General features: G+C 67.6%; 25 protein-coding genes and 1 pseudogene. 14 read left to right on the top strand and 12 right to left on the bottom strand.

Annotation, left to right across the window (positions count from 1 at the left end):
* Positions 1-480 (top strand): hypothetical protein (locus ON43_RS09375; RefSeq protein ID WP_040805862.1); only part of this gene is annotated, 480 nt, incomplete at its 5' end.
* Between the two features lie 42 nt (positions 481-522).
* Here the strand turns inward: ON43_RS09375 and ON43_RS09380 are convergent.
* On the bottom strand, positions 523-981 hold the full coding sequence (locus ON43_RS09380; RefSeq protein WP_040805863.1) for a flavodoxin family protein: 459 nt from the start codon (positions 979-981) through the stop codon (positions 523-525).
* Between the two features lie 307 nt (positions 982-1,288).
* On the opposite strand from ON43_RS09380, the gene ON43_RS09385 reads away from it, so the two are divergent.
* Positions 1,289-2,266: a D-alanyl-D-alanine carboxypeptidase family protein gene (locus ON43_RS09385; RefSeq protein WP_040805865.1), complete on the top strand. Its 978-nt coding sequence runs from the start codon at positions 1,289-1,291 to the stop codon at positions 2,264-2,266.
* A gap of 19 nt (positions 2,267-2,285) precedes the next feature.
* Positions 2,286-2,882, top strand: coding sequence for a DUF4126 domain-containing protein (locus ON43_RS09390; protein ID WP_040805867.1), 597 nt, complete (start codon positions 2,286-2,288; stop codon positions 2,880-2,882).
* Here ON43_RS09390 and ON43_RS09395 read toward each other — a convergent pair.
* Positions 2,806-4,260: an MFS transporter gene (locus ON43_RS09395; protein ID WP_083913267.1), complete on the bottom strand. Its 1,455-nt coding sequence runs from the start codon at positions 4,258-4,260 to the stop codon at positions 2,806-2,808. The two genes, ON43_RS09390 and ON43_RS09395, sit on opposite strands and share 77 nt — an antisense overlap.
* A 101-nt stretch (positions 4,261-4,361) precedes the next feature.
* On the opposite strand from ON43_RS09395, the gene ON43_RS09400 reads away from it, so the two are divergent.
* The gene (locus tag ON43_RS09400) at positions 4,362-5,294 is read left to right on the top strand and encodes a helix-turn-helix transcriptional regulator (protein ID WP_051178203.1); all 933 of its coding nucleotides are present in this window, start codon (positions 4,362-4,364) and stop codon (positions 5,292-5,294) included.
* 219 nt (positions 5,295-5,513) lie between these two features.
* Positions 5,514-6,863, top strand: coding sequence for an MFS transporter (locus ON43_RS09405; protein WP_040805869.1), 1,350 nt, complete (start codon positions 5,514-5,516; stop codon positions 6,861-6,863).
* A gap of 17 nt (positions 6,864-6,880) precedes the next feature.
* On the opposite strand, the gene ON43_RS09410 is transcribed toward ON43_RS09405, so the two are convergent.
* The gene (locus tag ON43_RS09410; RefSeq protein WP_083913279.1) at positions 6,881-7,489 is read right to left on the bottom strand and encodes a TetR family transcriptional regulator; all 609 of its coding nucleotides are present in this window, start codon (positions 7,487-7,489) and stop codon (positions 6,881-6,883) included.
* 141 nt (positions 7,490-7,630) lie between these two features.
* On the opposite strand from ON43_RS09410, the gene ON43_RS09415 reads away from it, so the two are divergent.
* The 3 genes and pseudogenes from ON43_RS09415 to ON43_RS47025 all read left to right on the top strand — a co-directional run.
* A complete protein-coding gene (locus ON43_RS09415) occupies positions 7,631-8,695 on the top strand; it encodes a ferredoxin reductase (protein WP_051178204.1) in 1,065 nt (354 codons plus the stop codon).
* Positions 8,696-8,761: 66 nt separating this feature from the next.
* Complete coding sequence (locus ON43_RS09420; RefSeq protein ID WP_051178205.1) at positions 8,762-9,913, top strand: fatty acid desaturase family protein; 1,152 nt, start codon at positions 8,762-8,764, stop codon at positions 9,911-9,913.
* Positions 9,914-10,168, top strand: a pseudogene (locus ON43_RS47025) (hypothetical protein); the annotation flags it as partial.
* A gap of 96 nt (positions 10,169-10,264) precedes the next feature.
* Here ON43_RS47025 and ON43_RS09430 read toward each other — a convergent pair.
* A complete protein-coding gene (locus tag ON43_RS09430) occupies positions 10,265-10,882 on the bottom strand; it encodes a DUF4254 domain-containing protein (protein WP_040805873.1) in 618 nt (205 codons plus the stop codon).
* A gap of 463 nt (positions 10,883-11,345) precedes the next feature.
* Here ON43_RS09430 and ON43_RS09435 point away from each other — a divergent pair, with 463 nt between their 5' ends.
* A complete protein-coding gene (locus tag ON43_RS09435) occupies positions 11,346-11,666 on the top strand; it encodes a hypothetical protein (protein WP_040805875.1) in 321 nt (106 codons plus the stop codon).
* Positions 11,667-12,081: 415 nt separating this feature from the next.
* Here ON43_RS09435 and ON43_RS09440 read toward each other — a convergent pair whose 3' ends face one another.
* From ON43_RS09440 to ON43_RS09455, 4 genes are read right to left on the bottom strand one after another with little or no spacing between them, the layout of a single operon-like run.
* Positions 12,082-12,648 (bottom strand): GTP-binding protein, encoded by a 567-nt coding sequence (locus ON43_RS09440; RefSeq protein WP_040805877.1) that lies wholly within the window; start codon positions 12,646-12,648, stop codon positions 12,082-12,084.
* Between the two features lie 37 nt (positions 12,649-12,685).
* On the bottom strand, positions 12,686-13,123 hold the full coding sequence (locus ON43_RS09445; RefSeq protein ID WP_040805878.1) for a DUF742 domain-containing protein: 438 nt from the start codon (positions 13,121-13,123) through the stop codon (positions 12,686-12,688).
* Positions 13,120-13,548: a roadblock/LC7 domain-containing protein gene (locus tag ON43_RS09450; protein WP_040805880.1), complete on the bottom strand. Its 429-nt coding sequence runs from the start codon at positions 13,546-13,548 to the stop codon at positions 13,120-13,122. The genes ON43_RS09445 and ON43_RS09450 overlap by 4 nt, the downstream gene beginning before the upstream one ends.
* Before the next feature lie 11 nt (positions 13,549-13,559).
* Positions 13,560-16,181 carry a sensor histidine kinase gene (locus ON43_RS09455; protein WP_083913268.1) on the bottom strand — a complete coding sequence of 874 codons (2,622 nt, stop codon included), beginning with the start codon at positions 16,179-16,181 and terminating at the stop codon, positions 13,560-13,562.
* 324 nt (positions 16,182-16,505) lie between these two features.
* On the opposite strand from ON43_RS09455, the gene ON43_RS09460 reads away from it, so the two are divergent.
* A complete protein-coding gene (locus ON43_RS09460) occupies positions 16,506-17,144 on the top strand; it encodes a DUF4389 domain-containing protein (protein ID WP_373283420.1) in 639 nt (212 codons plus the stop codon).
* On the opposite strand, the gene ON43_RS09465 is transcribed toward ON43_RS09460, so the two are convergent.
* The 3 genes from ON43_RS09465 to ON43_RS09475 all read right to left on the bottom strand — a co-directional run bounded on the left by ON43_RS09465 (position 17,108) and on the right by ON43_RS09475 (position 19,705).
* Positions 17,108-17,989: an ABC transporter ATP-binding protein gene (locus ON43_RS09465; protein ID WP_373283424.1), complete on the bottom strand. Its 882-nt coding sequence runs from the start codon at positions 17,987-17,989 to the stop codon at positions 17,108-17,110. The genes ON43_RS09460 and ON43_RS09465 overlap by 37 nt on opposite strands.
* 104 nt (positions 17,990-18,093) lie before the next feature.
* On the bottom strand, positions 18,094-18,909 hold the full coding sequence (locus ON43_RS09470) for an ABC transporter permease (protein ID WP_040805884.1): 816 nt from the start codon (positions 18,907-18,909) through the stop codon (positions 18,094-18,096).
* Entirely contained in the window at positions 18,902-19,705 is an 804-nt protein-coding gene (locus ON43_RS09475; RefSeq protein WP_040805886.1) for an ABC transporter permease, read from the bottom strand. The genes ON43_RS09470 and ON43_RS09475 overlap by 8 nt, the downstream gene beginning before the upstream one ends.
* A 152-nt stretch (positions 19,706-19,857) precedes the next feature.
* On the opposite strand from ON43_RS09475, the gene ectB reads away from it, so the two are divergent.
* On the top strand, positions 19,858-21,120 hold the full coding sequence (gene ectB, locus ON43_RS09480; protein ID WP_040805887.1) for a diaminobutyrate--2-oxoglutarate transaminase: 1,263 nt from the start codon (positions 19,858-19,860) through the stop codon (positions 21,118-21,120).
* 118 nt (positions 21,121-21,238) lie between these two features.
* On the opposite strand, the gene ON43_RS46110 is transcribed toward ectB, so the two are convergent.
* Positions 21,239-23,281, bottom strand: coding sequence for a serine/threonine-protein kinase (locus ON43_RS46110; RefSeq protein ID WP_051178207.1), 2,043 nt, complete (start codon positions 23,279-23,281; stop codon positions 21,239-21,241).
* 186 nt (positions 23,282-23,467) lie between these two features.
* Between ON43_RS46110 and ON43_RS09490 the strand changes: the two genes are divergently transcribed.
* From ON43_RS09490 to ON43_RS09500, 3 genes are read left to right on the top strand one after another with little or no spacing between them, the layout of a single operon-like run.
* Positions 23,468-24,271 (top strand): ABC transporter permease, encoded by an 804-nt coding sequence (locus tag ON43_RS09490; protein WP_218003230.1) that lies wholly within the window; start codon positions 23,468-23,470, stop codon positions 24,269-24,271.
* On the top strand, positions 24,244-25,104 hold the full coding sequence (locus tag ON43_RS09495; protein ID WP_083913270.1) for an ABC transporter ATP-binding protein: 861 nt from the start codon (positions 24,244-24,246) through the stop codon (positions 25,102-25,104). Before ON43_RS09490 ends, ON43_RS09495 begins: the two co-directional genes overlap by 28 nt.
* A complete protein-coding gene (locus tag ON43_RS09500) occupies positions 25,101-26,096 on the top strand; it encodes an ABC transporter substrate-binding protein (protein ID WP_040805888.1) in 996 nt (331 codons plus the stop codon). Before ON43_RS09495 ends, ON43_RS09500 begins: the two co-directional genes overlap by 4 nt.
* The last annotated feature ends 8 nt before the right edge of the window (positions 26,097-26,104 follow it).

A 26,104-nucleotide genomic window follows, 5' to 3' on the forward strand; every position in this document is an offset into this window, starting at 1 on the left:
GACACCCTCACCGTCGTGTACGGCACCTCGGCGGAGAACCAGACCCTGATCCCGCTCAAGGCCGATGCCAAGGCCGACAGCGTCGCGCCCAAGACGCTGAACGTCTCCGGCAAGCTGGTGCAGGACCAGACCACCGTCGAAATCACCGGCGGCACACTGACACCCAGCTACACCAAGGGTGAGCGCAACAAGATGGATCTGGCGCTGCACATCAAGCTGGTCGGCGGGTCCGGCATCTCGGAGGGCGGCCTGAACGTCTTCTACGACTACTTCAGCCTGAAGACCCCCGACGGGCAGAGCGTCGTCGCCGACATCCGCGGCCCGATCAACGAACTGCTCAACCGCAACGAAACCATCGACAACGCAGACAATTTCGTGGTGTTCGTGGTTCCCGCCCCGGCCACCGGCTCTTACGTGCTGAGCTACGACGCGTCGAAGGGCGAGAAGACCGCGCCCACCTATTCGTTCACTGTCAGCTGAGAATCACCGCGTCAGCCGAGAACCACTGCGCGCCCGGGTCTTTCATGACCCGGCCGTCACCCGGGCGCGCAGTCCGGCGGCGAACTCGCGCGCCGTTTCCAGGTCCGCGGCATCGGGTTTGCCCTTGTTGATTCCGCCGACCAGCAGCAGCGGCGCCCAGGTATCGAACGCCCGCACCGAGAAGCGGTCGACGACCTCGAACCCGCTGCGCCGGACCAGCCGTTCCAGCGGCCACAGCTGCGGCGGAAACCCACTGGTGGCGAAGACGAATGCCTTGCCGCGCCGCTGTTTCGGCAGCGCGCGCACGAATCCTCGCAGCCGCGGATGGAACCGCTGATGGAAGATCCCCGACCCGAATCCCACCAGGTCGTAGGAACCCAGCTCATCGACGTCGACCTGCTCGGGCTCCACCACCGTGGCCTCCAAAACCTCCCCCATGGCCTCGGCGACGCGCCGCGTATTGCCATGTGACACCGAAACACACACGATCAGGGCCTTCATCACAGCTCTCCTTCGCTTCAGAACGATGCGGACAAGCTCGGAGACACCGCCCGCGGCCCAACCGTGACACCTCCGCATGTGTCGGTGGTCACGCCGGTCGTCGGTAGCGCGGGCGGTGACCGCGCCGGTGTACTACGCGGTCGTGGCGGTCTGATCCGGATCTCGAGGTCGGGGTGGGCATCGGCTCCGATGATCGCGGCCGGAAAGACCATCACCGCACGGGCGGCAACCTGCGGACTGCGGCGGCGCGCGGGGCCGGCGCGGGAAATCCCGCTGGTCCAGGGGTTTCGGTTGCAGAATGTGCGGCATGCGGACATTTGCCCGGGTGTTGCACGCTGTCGTAGCAGGTGCGTTGGTCGTGGTGGTCGGCCATGGGGTGACCGCCGCCCCGGCGCAGAGCGCGCCCATCGGGCAATCGCCCGCGCCCCTTCACCGTTCGCCCGAGCCTATCGGCCAGTTGCCCGGGCCCTTCGGGCAGTTGCTGTGGGGGAATTCGGAGCCGCAGGGGGTGCGGGCTCCCGGGGCGGCGCTGGCGGACGGGGTTACCGGCACGATGCTGTGGTCTCGGGAGGCGAACACGCCGGTGCCGATCGCCAGCATCGCGAAGGTGATGACGGCATTGGTCGTGATCGCCGCCGGTGACCTCGACCGGCCGGTCACCGTACCGGCGGAGAGCATCGCCTATTGCGTTCGCAATGACGGCAGCACCGCGGGCCTGGCCGCCGGGGAGGTGCTCTCCACGCACGATCTCCTGTACGCGCTGCTGCTGCCGTCGGGCTGCGACGCCGCCTACACCCTCGCCGAAGCTTACGGTCCCGGTCAGGACGGCTTCCTGGCCAGGATGAACGACACCGCGCGTCAGATGGGGCTGGGGGCAACGTATTTCGCCGACCCCAGCGGCCTGCCGATCCCCGAGGACGGTTCCACCTACTCCACCCCGGCGGACCTGGTGACGCTCGGGCTGCGCGCGATGATGCTGCCGGTTTTCCGCGAAGTCGCCGGGTCCCGCAGCTATCACCTGCCCGCGGGCCCCGCCAACCGCGATCACGTCTGGCAGACCACCAACCTGCTGTTGAAGAACTACCCCGGCGCCATCGGCATCAAGACCGGATCCACCGATGCCGCCGGCGCCTGCCTGCTGTTCGAATCCGTCAGGGCGGGAATCCCGTTGATCGGCGTGGTCCTGCACAGCGGGCCCGGCAGCGGCGCTGCCGCCAAGGATGACGCGGAGCGCATGCTGAATTGGGCCTACGACCCGATCCTCGCGGCACTCCCGATCCGCTGACGCCGGGGACACTTGGGGCATGGAGATCACATCGGCCGTCGGCGCGGTACTCGGCGCCTTCGGCCTCTCGGGGGCGGCGGGGCTCAATGCCTGGTTGCCGTTGCTGGCGGTGGGGATTGCGGACCGGGTCGGCTGGATCGATCTGGGTAGTTCGTACGGGTGGCTGTCTTCGGTGCCCGCGCTGGCCGTGATCGGGGTGCTGTTCGTCCTCGACCTCATCGGGGACAAGATTCCGGCCCTGGATTCGGTTCTGCACGGCATCGGCACCCTGGTGGCCCCCGTCTCCGGCGCGATCCTGTTCACCGCCGAGTCCAGCCTGTCCTCGCACCTGCCACCCGCGGCCACCGCCGTGCTCGGCGCGATCACCGCGGGCAGCGTCCATGCCGGTCGTACGGTGGCCAGACCATTTGTCACCGGAACCACGGCGGGCGTGGGGAATCCGGTGGTCTCGACCGCCGAGGACGCTACTTCGCTGGTCCTCACGATTCTGGCGCTGGTCATACCAATTGTGGCCTTCATCGCGATCGTGATCTTGCTGATCATGCTGGGCTGGTTGGCATTCCGGGCCGCTCGCTGGTTGCGCGCCAGGCGAAGGCCGCAGCCGCAAGCACAGTGAGGCCCGTGGCGAGCGCGGTGGTGGCCAGGGCATGGGCGGCGGTCGGGGCGGTGGATCCGGTCAGGGTCAGGAAGGCCGTGCCGAAGGTGGCCACGCCGATGACGACGCCCAATTGGACGCAGGTGACCAGGATCCCGCTGGCGTCGGCGGCCAGAGCGAGGGGGATCCGGCCGGTGGCACGGGCCATCAGGGGGCTGAAGGCCAGGCCGTAGCCGACACCCATCAGCGCGAACACGATCAGTTCGACCGGGCCGACATCGCGGCCGTCGCGCAACAGCAGCCCCAGCCCGACCATGGTCGCGGCCGCGATCACCAGCCCCGCGGGAATCATCATGCGGTGCAGGCGCGCCGGAATGCGGCTCCAGTACAGGCTCACCAGCCCGAAGGTCAGGCCGTTGGGGAGGAACACCAGACCGGCGTGCAGGGCGCTGTAGCCGAGCGTGGACTGCAAGTGGATGGTGAGGACGAAGATCCAGCCGCCGAAGGTGCACATGATCAGGAACAGGGTGACGGCGCTGAGGATCACGCCCGGGGCCCGCAGCACGCGATCGGCGAACAGCGGTTCCCCGCCGAGACGATGCGCCCGCCGTTCCACCAGTGCGAAGCCCGCGAAGCCGAAGACGGCCGCACCCAGGGCGATTCGGGTCCACAGCGGCCAATCCTGCTCGTGGCCCAGCACCAGCGGCACGACCAGCGCCAGTACCGAGGCGGTGAGCACGGCCAGGCCGGGCAGGTCCAGTTTGCGATCCACGCGGGTGGTGACCGCCGGCAGCACGCGCGGCGCGACGGCCATCAGCGCCAGGCCGATGGGCACGTTCACGAGAAACACTCCTCGCCAGCCGGTTCCGGCGATATCGGCATTGAGGATCAGGCCGCCCGCGAGCTGCCCGGCGACGAAGCCGCTGGAGATGACGGCCGCATAGGCCGATAGCGCGCGGGCCCGGGTGGCACCCGCGAACTGACGTTGGATCAGGGTCATCACCTGCGGCACCATGGCCGCCGAACCGGCGCCCTGCAGGAACCGGAAAGCGATGAGCGAGCCGGAGTTCCAGGCCAGCCCGCAGGCCAGCGAGGCGAGGGTGAACACGGCCAATCCGGTCACGAACAGACCGCGCTGCCCGAACCGATCACCCAGCCGCGCACCGGTGACCAGCAGCACCGCGTAGGCGATGACGTATCCGGAGACGATGAGCTGCAGCCCGGATCCGCTGGCGTGCAACGAGGTTCGGATCGAGGGGATGGCGACATTGACGATGGACGCGTCCAGCACGGCCATGAACTGGCCGATCAGGATGACCGACAGGATGGCGAGCGGCCGTCGGGTGGATACCGGGGCGGGAGCCGCCACGGGTGGTGATTGGGTCAAGCTCTGTGTCATGAAATGAGCCTGCGGCCCGCCGGAAGCCCGTAACAGGAGCCTGCTTATACGGGTACTGGCAGCACCTGGATACCGGTGGCGATTACCGCCACGATGGAGTCATGGTGGCGGGAACCGGAAAAGCCAAGGTGCGTCGGGAGGAACTGTCGACGTTTCTGAAGTCGAGGCGGGCGCGGATCAGTCCCGAGGACGTCGGCCTGCCCGTGGGCACCCGCCGCCGCACGCCCGGACTGCGGCGCGAGGAGGTCGCGCAGCTGGCCGGGGTGGGTATCACCTGGTACACGTGGCTCGAGCAGGGGCGCGACATCAATTGCAGCGTCCAGGTATTGGACGCGATCGCCCGGGCGCTGCGTCTGGACGGCGCGGAACACGCGCACCTGTACCGCCTGGCCGATGTCCCCACCTTGCCCAACCCGGTCCTCGAGGAGCCGGTGCCCGAAGAGGTACAGATCATTCTCGATCACATGCACCCGCTCCCCGCCGCGCTGCTCGGCGGCAAATACGACCTGATCGCCTACAACGCCGCCTACATGGCGATGTACCCCATGTTCCTGACCGGCTCCCGCAACATCCTGCGCAAGGTTTTCCTCGCCGACGGATGCTGCACCCCCTACCCCGATCATTCCGAGCCGGAACACCTGGCCCGCATGGTCGGCTACCTGCGCGCCGCCTACGCCCGCAACCTCGGTGACCCCGAATGGGTGGCGTTCATCGACGAAATGGTCAGTCTGAGTCCGCGTTTCGCCGAACTCTGGGCCCGCAACGACGTCGCCGTCCCGGTCGGCCGCACCCGCGTCATCCGCAACCTCGCCATAGGCGACCTGGTCATGTACATGACCAGCATGTCCCTCCCCTCCATCGCCGGCGCCTGGATGCAGGTCTGGACTCCCGCCGATGCCGACGCCTGGAACAAACTCCACGCCCTCCTCGCCATGACCGACGAAGAACGCCGCATCCCCTGGGCCGATCACGTCGAACAAGCTCACGGCCGCCCCCTGCGCGAATGGGTTCCGGTGGCCACCATGTCGAGCTGAGCGCCTGGTCGAAGGTTCTCCTCGTCATTCCGGCGTGCTTGTGGCCGGAATCCACCTCGGGCAGCGAGATCCCGGCCACAAGCACGCCGGGATGACTGGTTGGACCTCCGTCGCCGCGCTCAGCGACGCCACGCCCACCGCGCGGTGTGGGCGGATGGCGAGCGGAGCAGGGGTCAGGTCGCCTAGTCTGCGCTGCATGACCGAGGGATCGGGGGCTGCATGACCGAGGGATCGGGAGATGTCGGCGCGGGGCGGGCGGCCGTCGGGCAGGCCACCGGGCGGGCGTCGGTGTGGGCGTGGGGGTTTTGGGATTGGGCGGCCGCGTCGTTCAATGCGGTGATTTTGACGTTCGTGTTCTCGGTGTATCTCACCGACAAGGTGGGGGAGCATCTGCCGGGTGGGATTTCGGCCAGTGCCTGGTTGGGGTGGGCGTTGGGGGCCGCCGGGTTGGTGGTGGCGGTGACCGCGCCGGTGGCGGGGCAGTGGTTCGATGCGACGGCGAAACGGAAGCTGTCGCTGGGGTTTTTGACGGCGTTCACGGTGCTGGTGATGGCCGCGATGTTCTTCGTGCACAAGGACTATCACTATCTGTGGCTGGGCCTGGTGCTGCTGGGGGTGGGGTCGGCGGCGTTCGAGCTTTCGCATGTGCCGTATTTCGCGATGTTGCGGCAGGTGTCGACGCCCGCGACAGTGGGGCGGATCTCCGGATTTGGATGGTCCATGGGGTATTTCGGCGGCATTGTGCTGCTGTTGATCTGCTACTTCGGGTTCATCGTCGGCAAGGGTGACAATCGCGGGCTGCTCGGGGTGCCGATCGAGGACGGGCTGAATATCCGGCTGGTCGCGGTGCTGGCGGCGGTGTGGTTCGCGGGCTTCGCGGTGCCGCTGTTCCTGTATGTGCCGGAAGTGCCTCGCACGCAGGCGGATCCGGGTGCGGCCGTGCCTGCCCGGGCATTTCTGAGTTCGTACCGGGTGCTCTGGCGCGATGTGCGTGAGCTGTGGCACGTGGACCGGCGCACCGTGGGATTCCTGTTAGCCAGCGCCATCTTCCGGGACGGTCTGGCCGGGGTGTTCACCTTCGGTGCGATCCTGGCCGTGCGCGTTTACGGCATCGCCGACTCCGACGTTCTGTTGTTCGGCATCGCCGCGAATGTGGTTGCGGCACTGGGCGCTCTGGTCGGCGGCCGGTTCGACGACCGCACCGGACCGAAGGCGGTGATCGTCACCGCGCTGACCGGGATGATCATCTGCGGCGCATTTCTCCTGGTGCTCTCAGGCCCGCTCATGTTCTGGATCTTCGGCCTGATGCTGACCGTATTCGTCGGTCCCGCACAGGCTTCGGCGCGTTCGTTCCTGGCGCGCGTGGCCCCGCCCGGCCGCGAGGGCCAGATGTTCGGCCTCTACGCCACCACGGGACGAGCCGTATCCTTCCTCGCTCCAACCCTTTTCGGCTTCTTCGTCTGGGCCTTCGACGCCGAGCGCGCCGGAATCGTCGGCCTGCTACTGGTTCTGGTCACCGGCCTGATGCTTCTGCTCCCGGTCCGCGGGGATGACCTGCGCGGCCGCTGAATTCGGCCTCGCCGAACTCAGGGCCGCCAAGCTCCCATGCCGAGGGCGATCAGCCGCACCTGCAGTACGGCCCGCTCGATGATCCGCGTACCCTCGCGCGGCTCGGACATCAGATAGTCGGCGATCCGGTCGGCCACCGTCGAGACGATGAGGTCCGCCGCCAGCTCCAGATCATCGGGCGACCACGCGTCCAGCGTCCGCACCCGCGACAGATCCACCACCAATTCCCGCTCGATCAACTGCATTTCGACGAAAATCGCGCCCCGCAGCGGCGCCGAGCCGCCGTGCCGTTCCCGGATCAGGAATCCCCACAGATCCCGTTTGCCGTCCACCTGCTCGAACACGAACCGCACAGTCTGGGCCAGCGTCGCGTTCGGTGTGCGCCGCATTTCCCGTAGCGCCAAGCGCAATTGACGCACGCCCTCCTCGACCAGGGTGGTGCCGAGCTCGTCGAGGGAGGCGAAATGCCGGTAGAACGCGGTGGGGACGATGCCGGCCGAACGCGCGATCTCCCGCAGTGACAGGGCCGCGAAGCCGCGGTCTGCGGCCAGGGCGAGGGTGCCGTCGAGCAGGGCCGCGCGGGTGCGTTCCTTGCGCTCGACTCGGGTAGCTGCCTGCTCGCTCATTTCGATGAGCATACATGCGTTCACATTCGTTCCATTCGAAAGATGTCGCGTGGGTCACACGAACCGCCGGTTGAACTGGAGGGGTCTTACCCGGCAGACTAGTTCAGTGTACAGATGTGCACCGAAATCCAGGAGGCTCGCATGGTCGGATTGATCGACCTGGTGCAAAGGACCATGACCACCCCGCATCCGCTGGACCGCTACCTGGAGCTGGTCCGCCCGACGCTGGCGCTGCGCGCCATGCGCGCGGAGATCACCCACGTCCGGCGGAGCGCGGTCGGCTCGGTCACCCTCACCCTCAAGCCCTCCCGGCAGTGGACCGGCCACGTCGCCGGGCAGTACGTGCAGATCGGTGTGGTGATCGACGGCGTCCGCCACAACCGCTGCTATTCGCCGGTCAATGCCGAAGGCCGCCGGGACCGGCACATCGAGCTCACCATCAAGGCCCACCCCGAGGGGCTGGTCTCGAACTACCTGCACGACAACGCGATTCCCGGCATGGTCGTGGACCTCGAGCCGGCCGGGGGCGTGTTCCACCTGCCCGAGCCGCGGCCCGAGCAGATCGTGCTGATCAGCGGCGGCAGCGGGATCACCCCGGTGCTGTCCATGCTGCGCACCCTGGCCAACGAGGGCTACCAGGGCCGCATCCTGTTCTTGCATTACAACCGTTCTCCGGAATGGGTCCCGCATCGCGAGGAACTCGAGGCGATCGCCATGCAGCACAACAATGTGCGCATCGAGTTCCGCTACCCGGAGACCCAGCGCGACGCGCATTTCAGCTACGACGAACTGGAGGCACTGGCGCCCTGGTTCGCCACGGCCCGCACCTACCTGTGCGGCCCGCCCGGACTGATGGCCGCGGTCCGGACCGTCTACGAGGCCGAGCAGCTGGCCGACCGGCTGCACAGCGAGGAGTTCACCCTCGCGACCACCGTCCTCGATCCCGCCGAGGCCGAGGGCAAGACCACCTTCTCCGACAGCGGCGTGGTCTCGGAGAACACCGGTGAATCCCTGCTCGAGCAGGCCGAATCCGCGGGCCTGAGCCCGGATTACGGCTGCCGCATGGGCATCTGCTTCACCTGCACGGCCGTCAAGCGCAGCGGCTGCACCCGCAATCTGCGCACCGGGGAGCTCGACAGCGACCCGGATCAGCCCATCCAGCTCTGCATCAGCGCCCCCGTCGGGGACGTCGACATCGCGATCTGACCGCCGACACAGCTGTCCGACGGTCGACACAGCTAACTGCACTAACTCTGATCACAGGAGCCAATCATGGCGATTCTCACCGAAACCCCCGAGGGCCCCGTGGTCCTCAGCGTCGAGCAGGTCGAGGAGATCGGCCGCGAACTCGATGCCCTGCGCGCCCGCATCACCGCGGATCTGGGCGACCGCGACCGCGATTACATCTACAGCGTCATCAAGGCCCAGCGCGGCTTCGAGATCGCCGGGCGCGGCATGCTCTACCTGGGCTTCCTGCCGCCGTTCTGGCTGGCCGGCGTGGCCGCGCTGAGCATCTCCAAGATCCTCGACAATATGGAGATCGGCCACAACGTCATGCACGGCCAGTGGGACTGGATGCGGGAGCCGACGCTGAATTCCCGTGTCTTCGAATGGGATACGGTCTGCCCGGGCGACCAGTGGCGGCACTCGCACAACTACATGCACCACACCTACACCAACATCCTCGACATGGACCGCGACATCGGTTACGGCATCCTGCGCGTGGACGAGGCGCAGAACTGGAACGTGCTGCGGCTGGGCAACCCGGTCTACGCCTTCATCCTCATGCTGGCCTTCGAATGGGGCGTGATGGGCCACGACCTCGAGGTCGAGAACATCCTCAAGGGCAAGAAGTCCTGGTCGGAGATCAAGACCCTGCTCAAGGGCCAGTGGCGCAAGGCCAGCCGCCAGGTGCTCAAGGACTACGTGGTGTTCCCGGCGCTGACCGGCCCGCTGTTCCTGTCCACCCTGGCCGCCAACTTCAGCGCCAATATCGTGCGCAACCTGTGGACCTTCTCCATCATCTTCTGCGGCCACTTCCCGACCGGCGTACAGACGTTCACCGAGGAGGAGTGCGCCGAGGAGACGCAGGGTGAGTGGTACGTGCGCCAGATGCTCGGCTCGGCGAACATCGACGGCAGCAAGCTGTTCCACATCATGTCCGGGAACCTCTCGCACCAGATCGAGCACCACCTGTTCCCGGACCTGCCCGCCAACCGCTACCCGGAGATCGCGCCCGAGGTGAAGGCGCTGTGCGAGAAGCACGGGCTGCCCTACAACACCGGTGGCTTCACGCGGCAGATCGGCTCGGTCTGGGCGAAGCTGTTCAAGCTCGCGCTGCCGCCGTTCCTGGTCAAGAATGGTCAGCAAGCCGGTGTTATCGTGATGCGCCGGGGGCAGCAGCCAAGTGAAGCGGGCGTGTGAATGATTTCTAAATTCGAGAGCAACAAGGATCTGATCCAGGAATTGACGGCGTCGGGAGCGCGACACGTCGGCAATATCGCATCGATCATCACCGGCACCGTCGCCGAGGTGACTCGGGAAATCGGTGATTGGATCACCGACGCCATCGAGATGCGTGAGGCCGCCGTCGCCGCCGAGCAGGACGCGGCTGCCCAGCGCGCCGCCGCCGAGAGCCTGGCCGACGATCTCGACGATGTCGACGAGGACCCGGAACCCGCACCCGCACAGCCTGATTCGGCGACGAAGCCGGTCGTCAGCGAGCGGGTCACGGGCGACGACTTCATCGACGCCGAGGTCATCGACCCGCGCTGATCACCAGGTCGGGAGTCGCCTGCGATGCTGCGCGACTTCCGTGATCAGATCCTTGTAGCCGTCGGCGAGTTCGGCGAGCCGGTACCACTGCAGGTGGGCCTCGGTGTCCACCCCGCGGCGGGGCCGGTCCTCGCTGATGCGGTGCGCGACCGCGCGTCGCCGCCCGCGCCCGTCGGCAGCTTTCGAAGGCCGCACCGCCCCATCGTCGTTCGAAACCGAATCGTCGCTGGAACTCAGAGCACGTTGCGCCGCAACCCATTTCGCGGCCATCCGGTCGATGACCGCGCCGAGGGTCTCGGTATGCAGCGAGGCCCCGGCGCGGTGCGGAATGTTCACCGCCACCCATTCGTCGATGCGCGCCACCAGCTCGGCCCGGCGATCATCGATGCGATCTAGGCGGTGGCTGCAGTCGGCGACATCGTCCGGGGTCGCCTCGGCGGCATGCGCGGCTTCCAGCGCCCGCTGCCGGTCTTCATGGCATCGCACCAGTTCGTGGGCGGATTCGAGGATGTCGCGATCGCGCCGATCGGAGCCGACCGGCTCCCGGAACGCCCGTAACAGGGTCGATGGCGAGGGGAGCTCTGCGCCGAATCCCGCTCCGCTGTAGTCGAATGCCATTTTTCCCACCCTCGGCCGGCGCATGTGTGGATGCGCCAGGGCCGAGGGGGTTTCGGGGAGGGGCTCCCCTCGGCTCCGGCGCAGCCCCGCACCCGGAACGCAACAGCCCACCACCAAAGACACGGTGAAGTAACCGGGAAAACCGCGACGATGCGATGAGAAGACTGTCCGATAATGCGGGACATATTCAGGAAAGCGCGATAGTCGAAGGGGCGCAACCATCCGGCGCGTGATCGGCGAAGCTGCCTGAAAATCGTTATACAGCATTACAAGACGGTCACATGGCCGCTGCGGTTGAACGCGGATCGACACCTGCGTGGGCGGTGTGCGAGACGGGTTCGAGGGCTGACCTCGACCGGGACGAGGCTTCCGACCCCGATGATCGGTTACCGAGGCTTATGAATAGCTATCCGTGCGGCGCGCCGAGGGCGCGACGCGCCATAGTCCGTTAGCCTCGGTATTCGTGCCCGCCTACGCGTCCTCGCCGGAACTGCGATTCGGTTTCATGTTCGCGCTGGAAGACCCCGAGCGAATTGCCGAAGTCGTCCGAAATCTCATAGTTCGCCGGACGGTGTCGGTATTCCGTCTCGCGCATCTGTCCGACGACAACGGACCGCCCGATCGGTTCGTCGTGAACTGGGCGGCGGTGCCGCAGATCTCCATCACGACCGCCGCGCCGGACGCCGACGAATTGCGTTCCAGCGGAACGATGCTGGTCAACGCGTTTCTGGGGGAGGACGGCGAAGTGAGTCTCTACTCCGCGGGCGCGACGCCGCCGCAGTAGGAACTGGACGGTCCTCTCTGCTGTGACAGGTAACACACCCCGTCTCAGTTACCCTTAAGCTACCGACAAGGTTCGCCTAAGTCTCTCTGGGCAGTGTGGGTCCGGTCGCCGAACGGAAATCCCGGGCGGTGGCGTCCAACAGAGAGAGGTTGAAACATGATCCCGGTTATCATCGACACTGGTTCCGCTGCGCTGAACGGCGTGCTCAACACCGGTAGCGCGGCCCTGGGTGGTCTCCTCAACACCCTGTGGACCGGTTCTTTCGGCCGCTAATTCGCATTAACGCGAAGGGTTTTCGGGCAATCGCCCCGAGTGCGTACGCACTCGGGGCGATTTTTGGCGGTAAGCCCGGACCGCCGGCACGGTTCGTTCGGACCGCCAGTGCAGGGTTATCAGACTGCTGGAGCAGGGGCTATCAGACTGCTAGAGCAGGGGTACGGCGGGCTTGCAGAATCTGCTCGAGCAGCGCCACCAGGACCAGTTTCACCGATTCCCGGTCGCGGGCATCGCAATCCATGAGATGGATGCCGGGGGAGAGGTCCAGCGCCTCGCGGACCTCGTCGAGCGCGAAGCGCGGCCCGCTCTCGAATCGATTGACCGCCACCACGAATGGCGTGCCGCGCTGTTCGAAGAAGTCCAGGACCGGATAGCAGTCCTCGACCCGGCCGGTGTCGACCAGGATGACCCCGCCCAGCGCGCCGTCGAGCAGGTCGTCCCAGAGGAATTCGAAGCGTGCCTGTCCCGGGGTGCCGAAGAGGTAGAGGACCAGGCTGCGGTCGAGGGTGATGCGGCCGAAGTCCAGGGCCACGGTGGTGGTGGTCTTGCCGGTGGCCAGGCCCGGATCATCCACTCCCATGGACACTTCGGTCATGGCCGCCTCGGTGGCCAGGGGCTCGATCTCGGAAATGGCGCCGATGAAGGTGGTCTTGCCGACCCCGAATCCGCCGCTGGTCACGATTTTCACCGAAGATGCCAGCGGCATCGGATCGTTGGAGAACGGCGCGGGATCACCGGGTGTATCAGAGGTTCCGAACAAGGTCCCGGATCCTTTCCAGAGCGGCGGTGGAGAGTTCGTCGGTGGTGCCGACCGAGGCGTGCCCGGCCGACACCAGATCGCTGACCAGGACCCGGGCCACTCCGACCGGTACCCGCAGGGCCGCACCGATTTCGGCGATGGAATGCGGGCGCTGGCAGAGCCGGACCACCCGTTCGAGTTCGAAGCGCAGCGGTGCGGTCAGGGCCGCGGGGGTGGCGCGCACCAGGGTCTCGATGCGCAGGCCGTCGACCACGGGGGTGGTGCGGCCGGAGGTCATCATGAAGGGCCGTACGACCTGCTCTTCGGCCTCGTCGAATCCTTGGTTCCGGGAAGCGTTTTCGGCGGCGGAGGCACCGGACCAGCCGCTGGGGCGGGTCAGCGCGATCATGCGCTCGTCCGGCAACCGGTGCGAATCGTTCATCGGCTCAAGGACTCTCGCAACTCGGTGATCAGTGCCGGGGTGAGCAGCGTGCCGGCGCGATCGGCCAGCACCGCCATCTGATAGCCGACCAGGCCGACATCGGCCTGGTTGTCGGCGATCACGCCGATGCAGCTGCCGTTGGTCATGGACGAGACCAGCAGGAAGCCGCGCCCCATCTCGATCATGATCAGCCGCAGGCCGTCGAAATCGTAACTGCGCGAGGCGCTTCGGCCCAGGCTGGTAAGCCCGGACACGATGGCGGCGAGCCGGTCGGCGGCGGTCCGGTCCAGGCCCGCCGACATGGCCATGAGCAGTCCGTCGGAGGACACCGCCACGGCGTCGCGCACGCCGTCGGTGGTGCGCACGAAGTCGGCCAGCAGCCAGTTGAAGGTGTGCGGATCGGTGTCGGTGTAGTGGGTCGTCACGCGGTGTTCTCCTATGCTCTCGGTCCGGGTCGTCGCGCTCCACCCTCGTGCTCCGAGTGGTGGCCGCCCGGCCCGCTCTGTTCGTCCTGTCCGCGTTGGTGCCCGGATCGGAATCCGGAAAGCATGCTGCGCACCTGGTCGGGTGAGCGGTCCGCGAGCGGCGGGGCGGCGGGGCGCTGGTTCGCCGGTGCCGCGCCGTCCGGGGCCGTGCCCGTTTGCTCGCGAGTCTTCCTGGTGCGCTTGACGAGACCGTTTCGCGTACGTTGCACCTCCGGGACGGCTGCCGAAACGTGGCTGCCGTTGACCGGTGAGGTCGCCGGAATCGGCGCGGGTTCGTCGGCGCGTTCCGGAATGGGCTGGATGGCAAAGGATCCGGTGGCGGGTCCGCCGAACAGGCGTTCGGCCGCGGTGGCGTGCGGTGCGGTGGCGGGCGGATCCGTCGCGTCGACCGGGCCGGGCAGCGGCACGAGCTTGATCGTGTTGGACTGCGCCGAGAATCCGTTGGTGTCCCCGTTGGTCCGGGGTGTGGTCGCCGGGGCGGAGTCCGCGTGGAAGGCCTCGGTCAGTGCCACGAAAGCCGCCGTGCCGGTGTCGAATACGGGATCCGGGGTGTGCAGTGAGCTGTGCCGTCCCGGCCGGGACTCCGGCATGGTTTCCACGACCGTCGGAAGCTGTGCTCCCGCAGCGTGTTTGGCATCCGTCGGCGCGGCGGGCCGCTCGGCCGCGGCATCGCCGAGCAGTTCGGCGGGCAGCAGCATGCGCGCCACCACGCCGCTGGTCGGCGACACCGTGAGCTCGACCTCGATATCGAGCCGCCGGGCCAGGCGGCCCACCACGTAGTGGCCGAGGAACCGGGTGGGCGCGACCAGGAAGTCGGCCTCGCCGCGCAGCCGGGCATTGGCGATGGCGAGCTGATCGGGCGGCATGCCGACCCCGTGGTCGACGACCGCGATCATGTACCGCGCGCCCAGACGGCGGCCGTAGATCTCGACCTCCAGATCGGGCGGGGAGAAGGACAGCCCGTTCTCGATGAGTTCGGCCAGCATGTGCGCGACCTCGCTGACATGCGCACCCGCGATGAGGATCTCGTCCACCCGCCGCAGCACCACTCGCCGGTAGTCGTCGACCTCGGAGAGTCCGGCCCGGATGACGTCGGTCAGCGGAATCGGCTTGGACCAGCGCCGCGGACTGGACTCGCCGACCAACACCAGCAGGCTCTCGGCATTGCGGCGCATGCGGGTGGCCAGGTGGTCGAGCTCGAAGAGTTTCGACAGCGCGTTGGGATCGAGTTCCTCGCGCTCGAAGTCGCTGATCAACCCGAGCTGGCGGCGCACCAGGTTCTGATTGCGCCGGGCCAGGTTGGCCATGGATTCGGTGCTGTTGCGGCGCAGCCGGGCCTGGGCGGAGGCGAGCTGGTAGGCGGTGGTCTGCACCCGGTCCAGCGCCCGGGCCACGGAAACGATTTCCGCGCCGGTGCTTTCGTCGGCGCGCACCGGCTCCGGCGGGTCGGGGTCCGCGCCGTCGGAGGTCTCCCAGGCCGCGATGAGCTGCGGCAGCCGCTCCTCGGCGACCTGGTCGGCCTCCTCGGCCAGTTCCGCGAGCGGGCGCACGATGGCCCGCATCGAGGCCACCACCAGCGCGATCTCGGCGGCGATGGCGAGCGCGGCGGCCAGCGCGTAGGCGGCCAGGATCAGGGCGGCCCGGTGGCGCAGCTCCGAAGCGCGCGAGGTGATCTCGCTACCGACGCTGCCCTGCACGCCGCGTTCGCCGTCGATGATGGAGGTCATCTGCCGCCACCAGTCGGGCGGGTTCACCGGTTCGGTGAGCGGTCCCTGCACCGAGGCGATGGCGACGGCCTCGGACTCGGCCGCGCGCACCGATTCGTCGGTGCGCATGGCGGTGTAGAGCAGTGAGCGCTGGGCGGGTGTGGCATCGCGTTCGAAGGCGGTGACGGCGGCCTGCTTGGCGGCGCGGATGTCGAGGAAGCGCACGTACTCGCCGGGCCCGAAGCCGCCGGCGGCGAAGACGCCGTTGAGGAATCCGCGTTCCTGCGCGGTGAACTCCTTGACATCGCCGAGCGCGTAGAGCGTCTGCAGGCCGCGCCACAGCTGACCGTCGTGGGTGCTGTCGAGGCCCGGCCGCGCCTGGTTGAGCGCGGCGATGGCGTTGGTGTAGAAGGTGAACGTGGCCGACCGGTCGGCGCGTCCGGCGTCCACCTCGGACCGCGTCGCGGTCACCCCCGAGAACTGTGTCAGCGCCGTGCGCGCCGTATCGGACCCCGGCCGCTGCTCGCCGAGTGCCTGATTCAGCGCCTGCAGCGCGCTGTCGGTGGCCAGCCGCTGATTGCCGACCGCCGATCGGGCCGCGTGGTCACCGCCGAGGAAGCCGTTGGTGAGGCCGCGCTCGCGCTGCATCTCGTGCACCAGATCCTGGACCGCCAGCGCCAGCCGCACCGATCGCGCGGTATCGCCGGTGGCCCGGTAGGAGTTCACCTCGCCGATCACGATGACGGTCAGCAGGGCCAGCACCAGTGCGATCGAGACCACCAGGATGCGGCGCAAGCGCGCCCGAATGGTGCGCGGCCGAAGCAATTCCCTTGGCGGCGTGAGCTTCACGTTACCTGGTGGCAACATTTTCGCCGGACGCACCTTCACTCCGTCTCCCGATGATCAGCTCTCGTGCCGACCCGGGCCGAGCACATGGAGAATAGTCAGCAACGTGTCACACCCGGCCGCGGCCCGCAATTCGAAACGTGTCTATGTGGTGTGCGGAACTCGCTGTCGCGCGCGCTATTACGAATCTGGTCACAATCTGTGAGAAGCAGATGTGGTACTCGCGTCCGCGGGGAAACAATGGGGTGAACATCGGCTCACCGCTGTTCCGGTGGCGGTCGCGAGGTGGCAGATACCTGTTCCGGCACCGTGGCCGCCCGGCACTCGAGAGGAGTGACGGCAATGATGCCAAATCCCGCTTATCCGGTGCGTGTGCGCGGCGACCTCGACCCGGGGCTGTCGCGCTGGATGTGGCTAGTGAAGTGGATACTAGCCATTCCACATTATTTCGTCCTGCTTTTCCTGAGCATCGCTTATCTGATCGTCTCGATCATCGCGTTCTTCGCCATCCTCTTTACCGAGGTGTATCCGCGCGCCCTGTTCGACTTCAATGTCGGTGTGCTGCGCTGGAGTTGGCGGGTTCGCTTCTACGCGCTCTCCCAACTGGGAACCGACCGCTACCCGCCGTTCAGCCTGGCGGCGGATCCGAATTATCCCGCCGATCTGGAAGTCGATTATCCCGAGCGGCTCAACCGCTGGCTGGTCCTGGTCAAATGGTGGCTGCTGGCGATTCCGCAGTTCCTGATTCTCGCGGCGTTCCTGGGCTGCGGCCGGAACATGGTGGGGCTCTTGCCGATTCTGGTGCTGATCGCCGCCATCGGCCTGCTCTTCACCGCCGCGTACCCGCCCGGCCTCTACGACCTCGCCATGGGCATCAACCGCTGGTCGCTGCGCGTGCGCGCCTACGTCTCGCTGATGACCGACGTCTACCCGCCGTTCCGACTCGATCAGGGCGCGAGGGAGCCCGAGGCCGCGGCCTCGTAGAGCCGCCGCACCACGTCCTCGATATCGGGTTCCTCGATGGACAGGTCGCGGACCTCCGCGCGCGCGGAGACAGCCGTGAGCAACTGTGCGGCAGTGGTGATCTCGGTATCGAAGGCCAGCCGCTGCCTCATTCCCGCGCCCTCGCTGTCGAGCAGCTTGGCGCCTGGCAGATCGGCCAGGTCCGCGGTGGGCTCGGCGAGGTCGACGGTCAGCACCCGCTGTGCGCCGACGGTCGCGCCGAGCCCGGTCAGCGAGCCGTCGTAGACCAGTCTGCCGTGGTCCACCACCAGGACTCGCTCGCACAGCCGCTCGATATCGCCCATATCGTGGGTGGTGAGCAGCAGGGTGGTGCCGCGCTGGGTGCGCTCGTAGCGCAGGAACTCGCGTAATCGCTGCTTGGACAGCACATCCAGGCCGATGGTCGGCTCGTCGAGGATCACCAGTTCCGGCGAATGCAGCAGGGCCGCCGCGACTTCCGCGCGCATGCGCTGCCCCAGCGAGAGCTGCCGCACCGGGGTGTCGAGGGTGCCCGCCATCTCCAGCTGGCCGATCAGCTCGTCGGTGCGGGCGCGCGCCGCGGCCGGTGCCAGCCGGTGGATGGCGGCCAGGATCGAGAACGATTCCCGCAGTGGCAGATCCCACCACAGCTGCGAGCGCTGCCCGAACACCACCCCGATCCGCCCGGCCAGTTCGCGCCGCTGCCGGACCGGGTCGAGCCCGCAGGTCCGCAATCGTCCGGCGGTGGGCACCAGGATGCCGGTGATCATCTTGATGGTGGTGGACTTGCCCGCCCCGTTCGCGCCGATGTATCCGACGGCCGCGCCGGGTTCGATGCGGAAGCTCATCCCGTCCACCGCGGTCAGCAGTTCGCGTCGCCGCCGCCAGCGGCCCTCCTTGCGGCTGAGCACGAAAGTTCTTGTCAGGCCTTCGATATCGATGATCGCTGCACTCACCCGCCGCCTCCTTGATAGTGCTTGGTGCCCAGCCGCCACAGGAACAATGCCGCCGCCCACACCCACAGTGCCGCGATCGGCGCGGCCCAGGCCAGCCAACTCGGCAGCAACGCCGGGCCGGGCTGCCCGAGCAGGGCGATGGCCGGGACATACGAGGTGAAGGCGACCGGAATCAGAAATCCGAAAACGAGTTTCATCGGTGTCGGGAACACCGAGGTCGGTTGCATGGACGCATAGGACCCGCCGTAGGTGAAGGCATTGGTGAGCTCCGCGCCGTCGATGAGGAAGAACTGCACCCCGGCCGCGCACACGAAAAGCCCGGAGAAGATGGCGATTCCGGAGGCCAGCGTCATGCCGAACAACAGCACGTGCCCGGGCGTCCACTCGATATTGTTGCGCGACAACCCGAATGCCAGCACGGTGGCCGCCACCGCGATGCGCGCGACCCGGCGTAACTGGATATCGCTGGTCATCAGCTGCAGCAGCAAGGGCTGCGGCCGCAGATAGAAGGCGTCGAGTCGGCCCATGCGGATATAGGTGGGCAGGGTGTCGGCGTGCCCGACGATCATGTCGGCAATCGCGAAACTTGTGTTGCTGAGCCCGAACAGCACCATCATGCCGTTCAGATCCAGTCCGCCCAGTCGCGGCACATTGTGGAAGATCACCCACATCTCGGCGAATTCCACCAGCCCGATCAGGAAGGCGCTCAGCAGATCCGTGGCGAAGGACACCGGATAGGCGCGTTGAGCACGCAGCCGCGACCCGAGGACGGCGCGGTAGGGCGTGAACCGTGAGGGGCGTGCCTCACCCACCCTGCACCTCCAGCTTGCGGCGTCCGGCCCGCAGCAGCAGCTGGCCGACACCGATCAGAACCAGTAACCAGAAGCATTGCACGACAACGATTTCCATGGCGGCGAACCCGGCGGTACGACCGGAGAGCACATCGATGGGCCATTGCAGCATGGAGGGGAACGGGGTGGCGTAGGCAATGGCGCGCAACCACCCCGGGAACAGCGACAGCGGTGCGAAGAGCCCGGCCAGGAAGGTGCCGCAGATCATGTGCAGCGCACGCAGCCCGCGGGTTTCGATGAGCCAGAAACCGGCCAGGCTCACCGCGAACATGGACAGGAACGACAGCGCCATGGCCAGCAGCAGACTGATGCCGCCGAGCACATAGGGTCCGGCCGTGGTCGGGAACGCCAGCCCGAAGGTGAGCACGCCGACCAGGATGCTGGGTACCCCGCGCGGGATCAGCGAGTAGACGGCACGGCCCAGATATTCGGCCAGATGGGCGAATTGGATGTCGATGGGCCGCAGGAAGTCGATGGCCACATCGCCGGTGCGGATGCGCTCCACGATATCGGGCAGGGTCCAGAAGGCGATCGCGCCGAGCAGTCCCTGCGACAGCCAGATGTAGGCGCCGATGGTGCCCTGGGTGTAGCCGCCGAACCCGCTGTTGGCCCGCACGGCCGCCATCAGCACCGCGGCCCGCACGAAGCCGAAGACCAGGTTGGTGATGAGACCGGCCAGCATGGCGAGCCGGTAGTGCGATTGTCTGCGAAACCCTGCCTTGACCAGCTGCCAGTAGACCCCCACGTCGCTGCGCACAAGAGGTTCACGTTACGGGAACGCCGGTGTCGGGGGCCGGGTTTGGGCAAAACGCAGCGGTGCGGAGGCAAATTTGTCGAAAATGGTCATGTTTCAGACTGGGTACTGGTAGAAACATCAGCGTTTCACTCTGTTGCGATGCGAGGACCCAGATGACCATGGCCGAGACGACCGTTTTCGAGGCGCTCGAATCGAATGTGCGTGGTTACTGCCGTTCCTGGCCGACCGTCTTCGACACCGCCCGCGGCGCCTGGCTCACCGATCAGAACGGCAAGGACTACCTGGACTTCTTCGCCGGCGCGGGCGCGCTCAACTACGGGCACAACAATCCGGTCCTCAAGCAGGCACTGCTCGACTACCTGATCGGCGACGGCATCACCCACGGCCTGGACATGTCCACGGTCGCCAAGGCCCGGCTGCTCGAGACCATCCGCGATCTGGTGCTGGCCCCGCGCGGACTCGACTACAAGGTCCAGTTCCCCGGCCCCACCGGAGCCAATGCCGTCGAGGCCGCGCTCAAGCTGGCGCGCAAGGTCACCGGCCGCACCACCGTCCTGAACTTCACCAATGCCTTCCACGGCATGAGCCTGGGCGCGCTGTCGGTCACCGGCAATGCCGCCAAGCGCGCGGGCGCGGGCGTGCCGCTGACGCACGCCGTCCCGATGCCCTACGACGGCTATCTCGAGGAGTCCGAGGATCTTTCGTGGATGCGCCGGGCCCTCGACGACAGCTCGTCCGGGCTGGACAAGCCCGCCGCCGTGATCGTGGAGACCGTGCAGGGCGAGGGCGGGGTCAATGTGGCCCGCCCCGAATGGTTGCGCCACCTCGCCGAGCTGTGCTCGGACCGCGGCATCCTGCTCATCGTCGACGACGTCCAGATGGGCTGCGGGCGCACCGGTCCGTTCTTCTCCTTCGAGATCGCGGGCATCACCCCCGATATCGTGACGCTCTCGAAATCCATTGGCGGCTACGGCCTCCCGATGGCGCTGGTGCTCATGCGCCGGGAGCTGGACCAGTGGGCGCCCGGCGAGCACAACGGCACCTTCCGCGGCAACAACGCCGCCTTCATCACCGCCGAGGTGGCGCTGCGCCACTACTGGTCCGATGATCGCCTGGCGACCGCGACCCTGGCCAAGGGCGCCCGCATCCACGACCACTTCGTCTCGCTCACCGAGGAGTACAGCGGAATCTCCACGCGCGGACGCGGATTGGTGCAGGGTCTGGTGTTCGCCGACGCCTCCCAGGCCACCAAGGTCTGCCGGGTCGCCTTCGAGCACGGGCTGCTCGTCGAAACCTCCGGCAGCTACGACGAAGTCGTGAAGCTGCTGCCGCCCCTGACCGTCACCGATGACGAGATCACCCACGGCCTGGGCATTCTCACCCGCGCCGTGGAGATCGTCCGCGACGGTCACTGAAAGCCGGCGCCTACAGGGCGCGCAAATCGTCGGTCTCCGCCCACACCGGGGCCGACCGGGTGCCGGGTTCCCAGCTGCGGAGGGAACCCGGCACCACCCTTTTCGCCGAAGTGCGCCCCTACTTGCCGAAGTGCGCCAGGAACCAGGTGTTCAGTTCCGCCGCGGTTTTCGGTGCGGTCCCGGGGTTTTCGTCCGGTAGCCCGTCGAGTTCGACCTGCATGTTCAGGTCGTCGTAGATCGCGACCAGAATCTGGTGCGGATGCTCGCCGGTGGAGTCGAGATAGCAGAAGTAGCGGCCGACCGGCTTGTCACCCTGTCGCCAGACGTCGTCGGCTCCGGCACCGCCGCCACAGGAACGACCCGAGAGCTGGCTCACTTCGCTCTGATAGATGAGTCTCACCATGTCCTTGGTGCGATAGGCGGCGAATGAGACCCCGGGCGCGCCGAGCGCCTCATCGCAGGAGACGACCGCCAGCGCTCCGGCCACGGGCGGATCGACGTGGCGGCAGTTGCGGGTGATGTAGGGGTCGCTCGTGTGTTTCAGCAGAGCGCGGTCCTCGGCGGTGAAATCGTCGGGGTCCCGGCCGCTTTCCTGCGACCGGAGGCGGCGGGCGTTGTACTTCGCGTCGTAGTCGCGTGTGGCCGTCAGGTCGGTGTTGTCCCAGATGTAGGCGGAAATGACCAGCCGCGCCTCATCGGTCACGACCAGGCCGGGCGCGGGCGTGCCCCGGCTGCGATCGAGGTAGCAGGCCTTGCGACCGACCTCCTTGCCCTTGTCGAGCAGCGGGCCGTCCTTGCCCGCCGGATCCGACGGGCAACTGGTCGCGCCGAAGACGCCCAGGTAGGTGGAGGCGTAGTAATCGTGCATGGCGTCGGCGGTGCGGAATCGGAAGAAGCGGGCCGCCGGCGCGGCGGCGGCCACGTTCGGATCGCAGAGAATGAAGGACGTCCCCTGCGAATCCATATCGGCGTGGATGCAATTGGCTCGGTGATATCCGGTCCCGGGGACCAGCGCGAGCACCTCTATATCGGCGGCCTGCAGCGTCAGGGCGTCCGGGATCGGAGTGCCCGGCGTGGTTCGTTGCCAGTATGCCCAGCCCGCGAAGGCCAGCGAGCCCGCGACCAGGACGAGCACGCCCAGCACCGCCGCGATCCGGCGCAGGCGGGAGCGTCGCCCGGGGTGGCCGGCGGTGCCGTTCGGGAGGCTCGCACCGGTGCCGCCGGTGCCCGGATCGGATCGGTCCGTCACCGTCTCCGTCGTATCCGCCGGTGCCCCGGTGGGATTCGTGACCGGCCGGGCGACGCCGGTGAGTCCGGTCGTCGAGCCGGTGAGCGCGGCCCGCGCGGCGGCGGCGAGTTCGCCCGCGCTGGCGTAGCGGTCGCTCGGTTCCTTGGCCATGCCGCGGGCCACGACGGCGTCGAAGGCGGCCGGGACAGTGGGGCGGACCAGGCTGGGGCGGGGGATCGGGTCGAACAGGTGGGCGCGCATGATCTGCGCGTCATTGCCCCCGGAGAACGGCTTTGTGCCGGTGAGGCATTCGAAGAGGACGCAGGCCAGGCCGTAGACATCGGCGGTGGGGCCGAGTTCCACGGCGGAGAAGCGTTCGGGGGCCATATAGCGGTAGGAGCCGACGGCCCCGCCGTCGCGGGTGAGGGATTCGTCGGTGGCGGACTGGGCGATACCGAAATCCACCAGGTAGACGAAGCCCTCGTGGGTGAGCAGGATGTTGTCCGGCTTCACATCCCGGTGCAGCAGGCCGTCGTGGTGGGCCGCGTCGAGCGCGGCGGCCACCTGTTCCACCACCGAGACCGCGTGCTCGGGTGAGCCGGGCCCGTGCCGGTGCAGCAGTGAGCGCAGGCTGTCGCCGTCCACCAGCCGCATATCGATGTACAGCCGGCCCTCGATCTCGCCGTAGTCGTGGATCGGGATGACGTGCGCCTCCCGAAGCCGAGCCGCCGCATGTGATTCGCGTTGGAAGCGCTGCCGGTACACGCTGTCCTCGGCGAGCCGTTCGGGCAGCACCTTGATGGCCACCGTGCGGTCCTTGACCGTGTCGTAGGCCTGATACACCTCGCCCATGCCCCCGCGTCCGATCAATCGGTCCAGGCGGTACGGCCCGAACCGGGATCCGACGGTGAGCGGGTGATTCGGACTGCTCATTACCCGTCCTCGGCTGCTCGCTGCGGCTCCATTGTGGCAGTCGAGGGATGAGGCAAGCCCAGAATCACGCGGATTACAACCGGTGACCAGGGCGATCTGGAAAGGCATGGTTCGAGATGGCGGGCGAAGGCCCTCGGCCGCCGATGTCCCCGTCCCCATTCGCCCCGAGGTGCTGTCGTGTCCTCAATTGCCGTGCAGGCCAGGCCCGTTGCGGCCCGCCTGCGCCTGCCGAGCGTAGCCGTGCTGGCGCGGTTCGTCGCGCCGGTATTGGTGGTCGTGATCTGGCAGATCGCGAGTTCGACCGGAGTGCTGCCGGAGCGGCTGCTCGCCTCCCCGCTGACCGTCGTGCAGACGGCGATCGATCTGATCAAGGACGGCACCCTGACCAAGGCGGTGTCGGTGTCATTGCAGCGCGCCGCACTGGGTTTCGTCATCGGCGCGGTGTTCGGGATCGGGCTGGCGCTGCTGGCCGGGCTGAGCCGGGCGGGGGAGTATCTGGTCGATCCGCTGCTGCAGATGCTGCGCACGCTGCCGTTCTACGGGCTGATCCCGCTGTTCATCCTGTGGTTCGGTATCGGGGAGCTGCCCAAGATCGTGCTGGTCGCCTTCGGCGTGGCGGTTCCGTTGTACCTCAACACCTTCGCGGGCATCCGCAGCGTGGACGGCAAGCTGGCCGAGCTGGCGCAGGTGCAGCGGCTGAGCCGCTTTCAGCTGATCCGCCACATCGTGCTGCCGGGCGCGCTGCCGCAGACGCTGGTCGGATTGCGCCAGTCGCTGGGTGTGGCCTGGCTGGCGCTCATTGTCGCCGAGCAGGTCAATGCCGATGCGGGCCTGGGCTTCATGATCAACGACGCCCGCGAGTTCCTGCGCACCGACGTGATCGTGGTGGGTCTGCTGGTCTACAGCCTGCTCGGCCTGCTCACCGACGCCCTGGTTCGTTCGATCGAGAGGAGAGCGCTGTCATGGCGACGCGGCTTCCTGGCACACTGACCGATTCGGTGATCGCGGCGACGCTGGCCGAGCTGACGGAGACCGCCGAGGTCACCGAGACCACCGAGGCTGTCGAGGTCACCGAGACCTCCCGGGCCGCCGAGGTCGCCGGAGCGCCCGGTGAAGCCCCGGTGGCGCGAATTCGCGGCCTGGTCAAGGACTTCAGCGAGCGCCGGGTCCTGCACGGCATCGATCTGGACATCAAGCCCGGCGAGTTCGTGGCCCTGCTCGGCCGCAGCGGCTCCGGTAAATCGACCCTGCTGCGCGCGCTGGCGGGCCTGGACAACCAGACCGACGGGGAGCTGACCGTCTCCGGTGAGGTGGCGGTCGCCTTCCAGGAGCCGCGCCTGGTGCCGTGGAAGCGGGTGCGCGACAACGTCACCCTGGGCCTGCGCCACCAGAATCCCAAGGCCGCAGCGGAAGCCGCGCTCGCCGAGGTCGGGCTGGCCGAGCGTGGCGGGGCCTGGCCGCTCACCCTCTCCGGCGGTGAGGCGCAGCGTGCCTCGCTGGCCCGCGCCCTGGTCCGCGAGCCGGACCTGCTGCTGCTCGACGAACCCTTCAGCGCGCTGGATGCCTTGACCCGCATCACGATTCACGGCCTGGTGCTGGACCTGTGGGCCAAGCACCGCCCCGGCGTGCTGCTGGTCACCCACGATGTGGACGAGGCGGTGCTGCTCGCCGACCGTGCCCTGGTCCTGGTGGACGGCCGCATCGGGCGCGAGATCGCCATCGACCTGCCGCGTCCGCGTCGCCGCGACCACCCCGAATTCCTGGCCCTGCGTACGGCTTTGCTGGCCGAACTGGGCGTCTCCCCGGAAGGAACCACCGAATGAAATCCAGACGTCTGTTCGCCGCCCTGGCGCTCACCACGGCCCTCGTCACCGCGGCGTGCTCGTCCGGCGGCGACGACAGCAAGGGTGTGAACGCGGACGGTTCGGTGGACCTGTCGCAGGTGACCCTGCACCTGGGCGACCAGAAGGGACAGGCGCTGCAGGCCCTGCTCGAGGTGTCCGGCGTGGCGAAAGACCTGCCGTACAAGGTGGATTGGGCCAGCTTCACGGCCGGGCCGCCCATGCTGGAGGCCATCAATGCCGGGTCGGTCGACTTCGGTGGCGTCGGCAATGCCCCGCCGGTGTTCGCGGCCGCGGCCAAGTCGCAGATCAAGATCGCGGCGGTCTATGACGCGGGCGCCAAGGGCCAGGCCATCATCGTGCCCAAGGATTCGGCCCTGAAGGATCCGAAGGACCTGCGCGGCAAGAAGATCGCGGTCACCAAGGGCAGCTCGGCGCACTATCACCTGCTGTCGGTGCTGACCAAGAACGGGCTGTCGTTCTCCGATATCGAGCCGCAGTACCTGCAGCCCGCCGACGCGCTGGCCGCGCTGTCCACCGGCCGGGTCGACGCGTGGGTGGTGTGGGATCCCTATTCGGCCCAGGCCGAATTGGCCGGCAACCGGGTCCTGGTCGACGGCACCGACTATGTGAAGCCCGACGCCTTCTACGTCGTCGGCACCAAGACCCTGCAGAACAAGGCCACCGCCGCCGCGGTGCGCGATCTGCTCACCCGCATTCAGCGGGCGCACGTCTGGATCACCGGCCACCACGAGGAATGGGCCAAGCGGTCCTCGGAGATCACCGGCGTGCCCTACGACGTCACCCTGCGGGCGGTCGAACGCGGCAATGTCGCGGACCATCCGCTCGATGACGCCACCATCGCCGCCGAACAGCAGGTGGCCGACGCCTTCTCCGACGCCAAGCTGATCCCCGGCAAGGTGAAGATCACCGACTTCGTCGACACCCGCTACAACGACCGCTTCACCTCCTAGGAGTCCCC

The sequence above is a fragment of the Nocardia concava NBRC 100430 genome (assembly GCF_000308815.1).
Lineage (GTDB): Bacteria > Actinomycetota > Actinomycetes > Mycobacteriales > Mycobacteriaceae > Nocardia > Nocardia concava.